This is a genomic window from Oceanobacillus sp. FSL H7-0719 (assembly GCF_045040795.1).
Lineage (GTDB): Bacteria > Bacillota > Bacilli > Bacillales > Amphibacillaceae > Oceanobacillus.
In genome coordinates, this window is sequence record NZ_CP150301.1 from 2300285 (window position 1) to 2313703 (window position 13419).

A 13419-nucleotide genomic window follows, 5' to 3' on the forward strand; every position below is an offset into this window, starting at 1 on the left:
AACCCCGCTGCCAGCGAAAAAAACAGCATACGATTCCCCGTGTCTCAAAGCAACAAAATCACCCAAAAAAAGCCCAATTCCCTTCTAAGGAACCAAGCTTCTCATTTCCCGCACTTCTACTCACTAATACAGCTTCGTCCCACTTTCTTTCTGTAACTAAAATTAACTGAATATTCATTCCATTAGGGGTGTATCTCGCTGTGTTGATTGTCCTCAATTGATTGGATAATCAAAGAAAAAGGGAGTATGACGGTGAGAAATCACGATAAAAAAACGAAAGCAATCAAAATAATTGGAGATAATATCCGCTATTACAGAGACCAAAAGGGATGGACACAAGAAAAACTTGCTGGCCATGCAAAAATTGATGAAAAAAATCTAGGAAAAATTGAAAGAGGAATTCAAGAGCCTTACTTTATCACCCTATATAAAATAGCTTCTGTTCTAAATGTCTCTATTGATGACTTAGCGGCGAATCTTGAGCACTTCGTCGAAATTGAACCACCGAATGAAGGCTGATTAAACGTTTCTTTTTTCTATCCTGCCTGATCGCTTCTCTAACACAACAGAACGACTACATATGTTTTCACTTTCCGCCCCTCTTCTTTATGTTACACGTAATATTTATTACCTTTCAACATGAAAAACATCATAGAATAGCACTGCAAAAATATAATGAGAAATTCCATTATATTTTTTTGTATGTTTCATTGTTCTTATCAACTAGTCCAATAGGAGTGATTATGATGATTGCAGCTATACTCGTTTTACTGTTAGGTGGTGTTTTAATCCATGTCTGGTTTCGTGTAAAGGATATGGGCACCCGGAAGAAAGTTGGCTATTCCTTCGCGTCATTCTTCGTATTTCTGATTGCGTTTATTTTTGCTGATATCAACTCAGACGTGCAAATTAATCTGCAAAACGAGCAGGGTAAAAATGAACAACTAACTGAAAATGTAAGCGCTTTGGAAAGCAGTCAGGATGATTTGGAGTCACAATTAGAAGCATTACATATTTCCGTGACAGATCTTGAAGATGAATTAACATCCGTTACCAAGGAAAAAGATACATTGCAAAAGAAGTTCGAATCCCTTGAAAAAGAAAACAAGGAATTAACAGATGAAAATACAGTATTTAAAAAGGAAGCAGAGAAAGCGAAGGAAATAGCAAGCGTTAAGAGTGAAGTACATACAGCAAGCAGCAAAACTTCGGAATCCAGTAATGCAAGTAATGCAGATGGAGAATCTTCTAATACAAGCAAATCAAGTAGTGAATCAGGAAAAACTCTCAATGATTCCACTAGCACAAGTGATGATTCCAATTCAACAGATGCCGCATCCTGCGATATTAAGGGAAGCGTGAACGGAATTTACCATGTTCCGGGCAGCAGATACTATAATCAAACGAAAAACGTAGTGCAATGGTTCTGTTCAACGGCTGAAGCTGAGGCAGCTGGCTATCGAGCACCGAAATAGAAGTTTTTATGACATCAATAAAGCAGCTTTTAACACCACAGATTGCACCATGTATAACCCCTGGCGAAGAACCAGTCAAGACAGTTTTCTTATGAGGCAAGCGATATATCCCCTTGCCTCATCTCCTTAAATAATGACCACAAATAATCCATTTCAAGCCTATGCTTTCAAAGTTGCATGTCGACTTAACTTCCATTTTATTGAGACATACAATGCCAAATAGAATTTCCCCCTCAAAATTCACAGTTTTATACAACCAATCCCCCGAACAAAGGAGCACGAAATTAAGATGAATAATATCCTGAAAGATTACTCCATTAATCCGCAAACAGCTGCCCTGCTGCCAGCTAAACAAATCGATTATGAAACCATTGTCTTCGAACAGGATAGACAGATTGCTGTCAGCAAACCAGCCGATCAATTAATTAAAGAAGCCTGTTTGGACTATTTCTCCACCTACGAAGGAAGAAGAAAGGCTGTGATGCATCATACGAATTTCAAAAGAAAAGTTCCAATCCCTATTAGCATGAGACACAATATCTGTACCTTTCCTACCCATTCCCCAACTGATATCGAATGTACCTGGATTTTCTCCAACCAAGTTCAATCCATCAAGCGGATCTCAACAAGAAAAAATATCTATGCACAATCAATGATTACATTTAAAAATGGTCGGCAATTGCCTTTGAATGTCTCTTATCACATTCTAGACAAACAAATGCGGCGAGCTACGATGTGTATGGTTCAGTATGCTAATATTGCTGGGATATAGGATGCCGGGGAAAGGACAGGTTATAGTAAGGTAAATAAGAAAGTAGAGAGGAATAGTGGTATAATAAGCGATAAGTGCATAAGGCTTTTCGTGGGTGGTAGCTCGCCTCTTCATCCTTCAGGGAAGGGGGTGAGTGGTATGACAGTATTTCAAAGTCTAATTCTTTGTATATCGTTTGCATCACTAGTTGTTGCGATACTGTCTTTTCATCAGAAAAAACATACTAAGATTAGTAGTACAGACCAGGCGCATGGTTTGTGCTACTATTTTTATATAGTAGAAGTGAAGACAAATCGAGGTGGTTACTGAACCCAAGAGTTCGTATAAAAAAACAGATTGCTTCACTACCCTTATTTGAATCAGATTAGTATGTTGGATCCAAGAGATCGTGTATAAGAAAAGGGAATCGATAAGGTATTGTGAATGCTTCTACTAAAGACATATGCGGAGGAATCAAAATGAACCATGTCATTGCCTTTGATGTAAGTATGGGGAAAAATTACATGGTGATCTACAACGCCGAACAGAGGTGTGAATTTGAAGGCGTCATTCAACACAACCAACTACATTTTAAGAAGTTGCTAGAACAGATAGTCATGATTACTGAAAGAACTCGTGAGGTACCAGGTATTGTCTTTGAAGCAACTGGTGTTTATTCAGGACAATTAGAACGTTTATTCAGAGATAATAATCTCCCTTATACAAAACTCAATCCATTAGAGGCTAAATTACAGACGGCTGCGATGCGTATGCATAAAACGGATAAAAGTGATGCGCACCGCCTTGCACAGACCCATATCTCACATAAACGACGTAATCATCACCCTCAAGGGATTTATTTTGATCAAATGCGTGCTCTTTCTCGTTATTATACCGAAACGGAGAAGGAAATAAAGACGATTCGCAGTCGTTTACACTCACTAATTCAACTGAGTTTTCCAGAATTAGAATCATTATTTTCCCCTAATTCTAGATTATTTGCGAAAGTAGTAAAACTATTTCCGCATCCGGATTATGTCATTTCGTTGTCAAAAACAGTGATTCGTAATCGAATTAAATCCAACACGGATAAAAATATTTCTTTCAAAAATGCACAAGAAAAGTCGACTGCTTTAATAGAAGCTGCGCAATGTTCTTATCCGGCGATTGAACATAATGATGTCCGTTGTCTTCAATTACAAGAGCACGCGGAACGGATGTTAGAAACGATGGATCGAAAGGAAGAAATCATTAAAGAAATGATAGGGCTCTCAAATGATAAAAAGGAGTTCGAAATCTTAAAATCTGTTCCAGGCATTGGTGATAATACCGCCGTTCGTCTTATTGCCGAAATGGGTGATGTAAGTCGTTTTGATAATAATAAACAACTAAATGCATACGCAGGCATCGATATTCGACGGTTCGAATCAGGCACGCTCTTTTATAAAGATAAAATAAATAAAAGAGGTAATAAAGAACTTCGCAAAATTCTTTATTATACAATCCAAAACATGATAAAACTATGCCGCTTTGGCGGTAATCATCTCGTTGATTACTATGACAGATTAAAAAAGCAACCTTATAACAAATGTCATAAGGTCGCATCCATCGCTTGTGTAAATAAATTATTAAAGGTCATTTTTCATCTAATTACACACAATCAAATCTACAACTACGAGATTGCAACGCAACAATCCTAGTTGGTAAATATAGTATATCATATCAAGGACCAGCTAAAAAAAATGAAAATCGTTGGTCTTATTTGGAATGCTTAAATTTGAGGTAAAAACCCCGTAATAAACCAAATGAAAAGGCTTGACTAATCGTAAGAAATAACCACCCCACAGCCTAGCAAGCAATTGTGAGTGGTTATTTTTTCGCTCTATTAAATTGTGAGCTGCCCCCTTGAAGGGCTATTGCACCAACCGTTTGGTGTGTCGAGCACCAGACGGTTTTTATTATTATATTACCTTCTATATATATTATACCCGATTTTTGAATAAAAGAAAACAAGCGATACTTTCTCTTCAATCGCTACATTTTCTTCTGCCAATTTAATATTCATATTGGATATCATTTAAGAAGTGGAAATACGAATACTTTTTCAGGATTACTACGTATTGTGGCTTTTTTACATCTTGATTATTAAGAGAATTTAATATCACTCATAATTACCTGCCGTTCCATTTCTATTAAATTTATTATTTCTATTAGCTCGTGTACCGCCTCATCAACGGTGTATACTTCATCATCCATTAAATTGCAGGATATCTGAATCAGTTGACTTTCAATTTCTACCAGGGCTAGTTTCCGATATAACTTCTTGACGAGATAATCTTTCTTAGCTTTCCCCTGTGACATTTTTTCACTCCTTCTAAATTCTTGCATAAATACGTACCTATATGCGTACAACATTAATCCCATTATACTGTACTCTTAAAGGTACAGTCAACTGAAGGAGTGATATATTTGAAAAAGGTAAAGTTACAACTCAATCAATTATTACACAATCATAAATTATCCGTTACGCAGTTACATTTTAAAACGGGAATTCGCCGTGCAACATTAAGTGAATTAGCGAATGGAAAGCGCCAACGAATCCAATTGGAACATTTAAGTAAAATTGCAGATGCACTTGATATTAATGATATGAACGAACTGCTCCGTATTGTAGATGATAAAGAGGAGGAGTAGATTGTAATTGTCCTTTCACTCTACTTTTCTGATTATTGCGGATGAATTGAGCCGCTTATGCGTAGTTTTGAGCCACCGATTGCGGAAAATAGATCCACCATTTGCGGAGCGGAGAGCCACTAATAGTATAACTGATCTTAAAGTATATAGTCAGAGCCACAGCGGAGCTGCTTGCCATTGACTGTAACGCCCGATTCTTTGCTTTTGCTGGAAGGGGTCGGGGCCTCGCCAGCGAATGCTTAGAATCGGTTTGTCCGTGTTATCATACTTTAGCAGGTGTGCCTCTTTGGCATTATTTATGACAGACCTGCAATGGTTCCTCAACACGGACAAAAGTTAAGTCAATGGTGGCGGACTACAGTACCTACGCTAATTATGGCAAAGCGTTAGCGATGGATCTCCATTCCGCAATTACTGGCTCAAACGTCCGCATACAGTGGCTCAAAACTCCGCACTGTTGGCTCAAACTGTCCGCAATACTCATTTTCTAAAGATTACTTCTAAATAAACTTTAGGACCCTTTTGCTTTTATAATTAATGAGCACAATGAATTTTAGTTCCTTTACTGTTAGAACAAGGAACAAGCAATTCTAGCAATTCAACAACTGAACCAGGAAAAACTTCAAGTTCCAATAATTCCCCGCAAATTGTGATATTAAGAGAAGTGTGAACGGAGTTTACCATTTTCCAGGGAGTAGATATTATAATCAATCAAAAATGTGACAGAGTGGTTCCGTTCGACTGAAGCAATAGTAGCTAGCTGATAAAACGGAAGAAGTCGCACCTGCCATGCCAGATATGGACAGCATAGGTGGAATAGGTGGCATGATGTAAGACTTTAAGCTTTATGTTCAAAAAGGAGTTAAATATATTTTTCTGCCTCATTTTCAACCGTTTTGTGAGGCAGTGTATTGTAATTAGAAGACTATTTCCTATTTAAAGGAGAAGTCTTTTTTTGTTTAAGTTTGCATTTCACGATTTCTTAGATCACCGCAAATTTAGGAATACAACAGAGGTATGGTTAAAGCCACTGAAAATTACCATCTATGACATACTATTTACCAGTGAATGACAGTTATTTTACCAGTCTTTCTACACACGGAACATACCCTTTATGGAATAGCCCCGGAGCCACAGGTAGCTGCTTGCCATTGACTTTTACGCCCGATTCTTTGCAGACACTGGAAGGAGGCGGGGCCCGCCAGCAGAACTTAGAAGTGATTGTCCGTGGTACTCTGCTGATACGGATGGGACTCTAAAGTCTGGTTTTTCGCCATCCGCTATCAATGCCCACTACCATGGACATAAACAAGGGCAAGGGTGGTAAATTCTATTGTAGAATTAAAATTTTTGTACCTAATAGAAATGAAAGATATTTTAGCTTCAATAAAAATTGATTAATTACTCTGCAACTATCTGACCAGTAAATAAAACCGTGAACCCAATATTAATAAGTCTCATGGCTACTTTTCAATTGGTTTAACTACAAAGATTAGGATAAACCTATACAAATAAGGGATTAGGATAACCTTCTGTACATTCACACATCAATCTGCTTTAAAAGCGGCTAGCTTGTTATCTAGCCCCAAATCAGCAATCGTATCATTGATATATTTTATTGCCTTTTCGTCATGGTTTTTAAACTGTGGCATTAACAAATGTAATAATATAATTGGATTTATCATTTCTCCCGTGACATCTGCCTTCACCTGTGTCATCAGAAGAGGAAGTAGGTAATATACATTAATATTGATTCGATCGTTAATTGGATTTCTTATAAAGTATTCAAACCTATCAAAAATTTTTATTGCATCATTTGAGCCATAAGCAATGATTTTGTCCCTTTATTTTTACTTGAAGCTCATCCTGCTTGATCTTTGAATGGTTGAAATCTGTTCTTGATGCAGCATTAAGAGTATTCTCTCCCAGAATGATTCCGACCGCAACATTACTTGAGGATGTACAGAACTGCGCAACGTATAGAGGCAGTTGACTTGTTTGTTCTATTGCCATTTGTCGTTTTGCTTTCATAATTGAATGGTTAATACTTCTAGAGAACTGAAAAACAGAGAAACCTATTGTCATTACAGTCAGAACGGTTCCAATAATAGCAATTAAATTGTCGGTTGTAATTTTAGTAAGATCCATAACGGCGTTATATCCTTTCTCCTCTTTTTATTATACACACGCACTCAAAATAGCTTGGATGAAACTTGCAGATATGATATTAGGGTTACACACTTCAATATCTCTATAGCAAGGTCACTCAAAAAACAATCATTTTTTCGTACTAGCATCCACTTTATTTTTGTTACTACTAATTTCTGCTTGGGGTTATACGATTTTTATAGAATAATTTTACATCTCAATTTAAGAACTATACTATTCACTTTTCCCTGCATCTATAGGCTCAATGCGCCATTCAATTATTAATTAAATCCCCGTTAATCTAGATGTCTTCAACTTTTGATATTATTCGGTGATAAAGTGTATTAGTCTATCATTATAAATCTTGAGTATTTTATTATATTTTGCCCAACATCAGGAAGAATAAGTGTAAGGTAAAAAAGACACACCATAAGCAGGAATATCTCATTATCTAACATTATCTAAACTTGACTCAACTCTCCCCATCAGTTCCCTCTTCAACTCATCCAGCACCCTAACACTCTCACTTAAAGTACCTTCCTTCACCCCAAAATAAAACTTAATCTTCGGCTCCGTCCCAGAAGGTCTCAAACAAACCCATGCACCATTTTCCAGCTTGTATTTAATCACATTTGATTTTGGAAGTGTAATATCCTCTTCTTCACCAGACTCAACGAGCATTCTGACACTGCTTTCGTAATCCTCAATTTCAAGCACGCGTCTACCAGCTATTTCATCTGCTGGGTTATTACGAAAATCACTTAGAATCGCGGCAATCTGTTCCACACCGTCTTTCCCTTTCAATGTTAAGGATTCTAATCCTTCACGGTAGTAACCGTATGTTTCATAAAGCCCGATTAATCCTTCATACAATGTCATGTCTTTCGATTTGTAATAAGCTGCTGCTTCTGCGATTAGGAGACATGCTTGGATGGCATCCTTGTCACGCACGAATTCACCGATTAGATAGCCATAGCTCTCTTCATAACCAAATAAGAAGCTTCTATCTCCCGTTTCCTCAAACTGTTTAATCCATGCACTGATGTACTTGAAGCCAGTAAGTGTATCGATTGTCTCTAGTCCATGTGCTGCTGCAATGTCCCGGCCCATTTCTGAGGTTACAATTGTTTTTAATACTGTCGCATTCGCTTGCAATGTGCCTTGCTTTTTCTTTTCCTGGATTAAATAATGCAGCAGCAATGCACCAACCTGGTTTCCGGTTAACACTTCATACTCGCCTTTATTATTTCGAACAGCAACTCCGACACGGTCTGCATCTGGATCTGTTCCTAATAAAATGTCTGCATCATGCTTTTCACCATATTGGATTGCTAATTCAAATGCTGCATGTTCTTCTGGGTTAGGCGAGTAGACTGTTGAAAAGTTAGCATCTGGCAGCTCCTGCTCCTTCACCACTTCCACATGTTTAAATCCAATTGCTTCAAGTCCTTTTCGTACAGGAATATTCCCTGTTCCATGAAGCGGGGTATAAACAATTCGGAAGTCATCGGCAACTTGTTGAATTACTTCTGGATTTACAGTAATGGATTGTAATTGCTGCTGATAGGCGTTGTCTACCTTTTCTCCAATCATAACAAGCAGACCATCTTTTTTGAGCTGTTCTTCATCTGCGACAACTACCCCTAGTTCATCCGTTACTTCATTTACTTTTCCAATAATCTCATCTGCTGCTACCGATGAAAGCTGGCCGCCATCTGGTCCATATACTTTAAAACCATTATATTCTTTCGGATTGTGGCTTGCGGTAATCACAACACCACTAAAGGCATACAAATACCTGACTGCAAAAGATAACTCAGGAGTTGCTCGCAATGATTCAAAAACGTATGTCTGAATGCCATGTGCACCAAGTGTCTTTGCTGTCTCCATTGCAAACTCTGGAGATTTAAATCTCGGATCATAAGCTATCACAACTCCGCGCGTTTTTGCTTCCTCTCCATGTTGTTCTATGTAACGAGCCAAGCCTTCAGCAGTCTTACGGATTGTATACATATTCATTCGGTTTGTACCAGGTCCAAGTTCACCGCGCATGCCGCCCGTTCCAAACTCAAGATGTTTATAAAAACTGTCCTCCAACTGTTTTTCATCGCTCGCTATTTTTTCTAATTGTGATTCTAATTCTGCGTCTAATTCAGTGAATGCTTCCCATTTCTTATAATTTTCCTGCCAAACCATAATCAAGTTCCTCCTTATAAATAAATAGCCCCAATATAAATTGGAGCTACTCTACTTATATAACTTTCACCTGAAATGTTTAATCTCTGCTGAATACGTCACGTGTATAAACTTTCTCTTTCACATCTTTCAGTTCATCAGACAAACGGTTAGCAATAATAACGTCTGCTTCTTCTTTAAATGCCGCCAGTTTCTTAATCACACGTGAGTTATCAAATTCATCGGAATCTAATACAGGCTCATAAATGACTACTTCGACGCCTTGATTCTTGATTAAATTAATTATATCTTGAATCGCGGACTGTCTGAAGTTATCTGAACCGGTTTTCATTGTTAATCTGTACACACCGACTACTTTGGGATTACGCTTCGTAATCATATCAGCAATATGATGTTTCCTCGTATCGTTCGAATTTACAATTGCTCGAATGATTTCATTTGGCACGTCTTCAAAGTTAGCAAGCAGCTGCTTCGTATCTTTCGGCAAGCAGTAACCACCATAACCAAAGGACGGATTATTGTAATGAGCCCCAATTCGAGGATCAAGTCCAATCCCTTCAATGATTTGCTTGCTGTCTAATCCTTTTACCTCTGCATATGAGTCTAACTCATTAAAAAACGACACACGCATTGCTAAATATGTATTAGCAAACAATTTAATTGCTTCTGCTTCAGTAGAATCTGTAAATAATACAGCAATATCTTCTTTAATTGCACCTTCTGCTAACAGGTCTGCAAATCTTTTGGCACGCTCTGACTGCTCACCTACAACAATTCGGGAAGGATAAAGATTGTCATACAATGCTTGGCCTTCTCTTAAAAATTCCGGAGAGAAAATAATATTATCACTATTAAATTTCTCACGTATTGATTTTGTATATCCTACTGGCACTGTTGATTTAATAATCATAACAGCATCTGGGTTAACTTCGATTACGTTTTCGATAACTGATTCTACAGAACTTGTATCAAAGTAGTTTTTCTCTGGGTCATAGTTTGTTGGTGTCGAGATAATAACGAATTCTGCATCTTTTAAAGCTTCAGTTGAATCTGTTGTAGCCTTTAAATTCAGTTCCTTTGTTTCTAAGAATGTCTCAATTTCTTCATCAGCTATCGGAGACTTTTTATGGTTAATCATATCTACTTTTTCTTGGATAATATCCAAGGCGATTACTTCATTGTGTTGTGCTAGCAGGACTGCGTTGGATAGACCAACATAGCCTGTACCTGCGACGGTTATTTTCATGAGGATTTCCTCTCCTTAACTAAGACAATATTGTTTTTTTATGAAATTCGTTAATACTCTTTTTTCTATAATATTACATACTTAATTTACTGATTTTAAAATAAGAGGATATATGGGGGCCTGAAAAGTAATTTAAGTATATATATGTTAAGCAATTATGATTTATCTTTCCACATTCTAATTTTTTTAAAAATGCCACCCTATTGCTATACTGAATATCCTAAAATTGCTTATTGGAGAAATTAGTTCAATAAAACTCGGTTCAAAGTCAAATATTGGGGTGAGCGTTTGCTCACTCCACTTTTGTTATGCAAATCTTAATTGAATTTGTTTATATTGATGATGTAATAATATTTTAGCCCGAAAGCGGTCAAATCGCCTAAAGCCAAAGGCATTTCGTTTGGTTATTGATTCCTTCCACGTAACCGTTGTTTAAGTCAAAGGCAAAGCTGTTCATAATTTCCTTTTGCCAATTCTCAAATGTTCCGATAGCTTTTTCATATTCTCTTAGGCCTGAAGTTTTCACAAGATCATAATACTGATAGAGGCGCTCTTTTGTATCTGTGAGATGACCTGGTCCATTAGCCTTAGCCAGCTCAAACCACTTTCGATAAGCTTCTTTCAGCTCATAAGCCCTTTTCAAGTCCGCTGACATCCCTAAATAACGCTCCAAATACCACCGTTGTTTTTCGGTTAATTTCTCTTTTCCTTTATAGAAAACATGACGCATGCGCTTGCACTTCTTGCGGTCATATTCATGAAATTCTCGCTGCACACGAATGCGAACGCGCTCCAACGCCCAATAAATATAACGACTAAAGTGAAAACGATCTGCCACGATAATAGGTCTGCCAAGCGCATCATTTACCGCAGCTTTAAAAGAATGGCTCATGTCCATGACAATCACTTCGACTTTACCTCCATGCTTATTTAAATAATCTACGAGTGTATCTTTCCTTCGATTTGGAAGAATATCAAGTGGTTCTCGTTTGATGGGATCAGCTATAATCAAATGATACTTTTCATTACCTGCATCACCCTTATACTCGTCAATGGCAATTACTTTTGGGAGTTCTTTTACTTCGTTCACCATGAATGAAGTGATTTCATCAAATCGACGGATCACTGTCGTAGGAGATGTTTGAAAGCGTGAAGCTGTGTCTTTAAAGCTTTTTCCGTGAATGAGTTTGATGGATATCGCTTTTTTAAAATCAGCCGACTCTCTTTGATAACGATGGGTGATAGAATTGGATTCATAAAACTTCTTCCCACGATGCTTACAACTATAACGTCGTTTACGATAAAATAAAATCGTTTGTCTTCCAAAAATGGGTTGATGACGGACTTTCTGTAAACGATAATCATGAATCTTATCTGTCATTTCCTCACATCTAGGACAGGTGTGAGGTTGGCGCTCCATCTCAATCCAGATGGCATACACACCTTCACGCTCCTCAGTTTTTTTATAATCACATCTTCAAACCCAGGTAAAATTATGTTAGAATTCAATTGCACGCATCTCCTTTTTGTTTCTTGTTTATTGGTCTAAACAAATTCTAACAAAAATTGGAGATCGCGTGTTTTTTATTGTCTGAATTCTTTCTTTACCCCAATATATATTTTAGATCCTAAAATTCTAAAAGAGTGGCAGTAGCAAATACAAATTATCTCGGATTTAATAATTCAAAAGTTAACCTTATACCGATATAAGTAAAAAATAAAAATAAATGGGACCGTATTATAAAGCTAAGGTATTCCAAAAGAAAAGAACTAATTAGCATTCGCAGCGAAAATATATTTTAGATAAATATTTTATAGGCAGTAGCGTTCGAAATAATTAATACAAGCAAGCAGGGGAGATAATCTTTGTAAATATTAGCATACACTGTTCATTCTAAATTGTTTTTTTCAAATCTCCATGCATCCTTACACATATCAACTATATCTCTTTTCGCAACCCAACCAAGTTCCTCAAATGCTTTTGATGTTTCAGCATAACTTTCAGCGAGATCTCCAGCTCTCCGTTCAACAATTTCATAAGATAATTTAATACTATTTGCTTTCTCAAATGCTTCTATTAATTCCAACACACTCGTTCCTCTACCTGTACCTAAATTATATATATGTACACCTTTTGTTAAGCTATTTAATGCAGCAACATGCCCCTCTGCAAGATCCATAACATGTATGTAATCACGAACTCCAGTACCATCAGATGTTAAATAATCGTTTCCAAACACTTTTAATTTCTCTATTTTCCCCTTTGCTACTTGGGTCATATAAGGCATTAGATTATTTGGAATTCCATTGGGGACTTCTCCAATTAATCCACTTGTATGGGCTCCTACTGGATTAAAATACCTTAGAATTGATACAGAAAGTTCTGGGTTCGCGCTGGATATATCTTTTAAAATACGTTCACTCATTGCTTTAGTTTCACCATATGGATTAGTAGTCGGTAGCAAATTCAGTGTTTCAACTGATGGAACTTGATTATTGCCATATACAGTTGCAGAAGAGCTAAAGACAAACTTATTTACGCCATAATTTTGACAAACTCTTACCAAATTCAAAGTGCTAACAATATTATTATGATAATACTTTAACGGTTTTTCTACTGACTCACCGACTGATTTCAGCCCAGCAAAATGAATAACTGCATCTATTGCATGTTTAGAAAAAATGACATCAATCAAATCCTTCTCAGTCAAATCAGCTTTATAAAATATAACGTTTCTGTTTGTTATCTTATTTATCCTGTCTATGACTTCATATTTACTATTTGAAAGGTTATCTACCACAATCACTTGATGCCCTTCTTCCAACAGTGAAACACACGTGTGTGATCCTATATATCCGGCTCCTCCTGATACTAATATATTCATATTTTCACAACACCCCCAAAAAAT

General features: G+C 37.0%; 11 protein-coding genes and 1 pseudogene. 5 read left to right on the forward strand and 7 right to left on the reverse strand.

Translation table 11 applies throughout. The features are described 5' to 3' along the window. Nucleotides 1-252 precede the first annotated feature (252 nt). From NST93_RS12000 to NST93_RS12015, 4 genes are all read left to right on the forward strand, one after another. Nucleotides 253-519 (forward strand): helix-turn-helix domain-containing protein, encoded by a 267-nt coding sequence (locus NST93_RS12000; protein ID WP_405097317.1) that lies wholly within the window; start codon nt 253-255, stop codon nt 517-519. Between the two features lie 227 nt (nt 520-746). Further along, nucleotides 747-1475 carry a hypothetical protein gene (locus NST93_RS12005; protein ID WP_405097319.1) on the forward strand — a complete coding sequence of 243 codons (729 nt, stop codon included), beginning with the start codon at nt 747-749 and terminating at the stop codon, nt 1473-1475. Nucleotides 1476-1764: 289 nt separating this feature from the next. Next, a complete protein-coding gene (locus NST93_RS12010) occupies nt 1765-2247 on the forward strand; it encodes a competence protein ComK (protein ID WP_405097321.1) in 483 nt (160 codons plus the stop codon). A gap of 458 nt (nt 2248-2705) precedes the next feature. Further along, entirely contained in the window at nt 2706-3926 is a 1221-nt protein-coding gene (locus NST93_RS12015; RefSeq protein WP_405097323.1) for an IS110 family transposase, read from the forward strand. A 445-nt stretch (nt 3927-4371) separates the two neighbouring features. Here NST93_RS12015 and NST93_RS12020 read toward each other — a convergent pair whose 3' ends face one another. After that, entirely contained in the window at nt 4372-4587 is a 216-nt protein-coding gene (locus NST93_RS12020; RefSeq protein ID WP_405097325.1) for a hypothetical protein, read from the reverse strand. Between the two features lie 108 nt (nt 4588-4695). Between NST93_RS12020 and NST93_RS12025 the strand changes: the two genes are divergently transcribed. Beyond that, nucleotides 4696-4920 (forward strand): helix-turn-helix domain-containing protein, encoded by a 225-nt coding sequence (locus NST93_RS12025; RefSeq protein WP_405097327.1) that lies wholly within the window; start codon nt 4696-4698, stop codon nt 4918-4920. 1547 nt (nt 4921-6467) lie between these two features. Here NST93_RS12025 and NST93_RS12030 read toward each other — a convergent pair. The 6 genes and pseudogenes from NST93_RS12030 to galE form a co-directional block, all read right to left on the reverse strand. After that, nucleotides 6468-6629, reverse strand: a complete 162-nt coding sequence (locus NST93_RS12030; protein WP_405097329.1) for a hypothetical protein — start codon at nt 6627-6629, stop codon at nt 6468-6470. A gap of 103 nt (nt 6630-6732) precedes the next feature. Continuing rightward, nucleotides 6733-7068, reverse strand: coding sequence for a hypothetical protein (locus NST93_RS12035; protein WP_405097331.1), 336 nt, complete (start codon nt 7066-7068; stop codon nt 6733-6735). A gap of 447 nt (nt 7069-7515) precedes the next feature. Beyond that, complete coding sequence (locus tag NST93_RS12040) at nt 7516-9264, reverse strand: phospho-sugar mutase (RefSeq protein WP_405097333.1); 1749 nt, start codon at nt 9262-9264, stop codon at nt 7516-7518. A gap of 79 nt (nt 9265-9343) precedes the next feature. Further along, nucleotides 9344-10510: a nucleotide sugar dehydrogenase gene (locus NST93_RS12045; RefSeq protein WP_405097335.1), complete on the reverse strand. Its 1167-nt coding sequence runs from the start codon at nt 10508-10510 to the stop codon at nt 9344-9346. Nucleotides 10511-10816: 306 nt separating this feature from the next. Next, nucleotides 10817-12025: pseudogene (locus tag NST93_RS12050) on the reverse strand (ISL3 family transposase). Between the two features lie 374 nt (nt 12026-12399). After that, complete coding sequence (gene galE, locus NST93_RS12055; RefSeq protein ID WP_405097337.1) at nt 12400-13395, reverse strand: UDP-glucose 4-epimerase GalE; 996 nt, start codon at nt 13393-13395, stop codon at nt 12400-12402. Between the last annotated feature and the right edge of the window lie 24 nt (nt 13396-13419).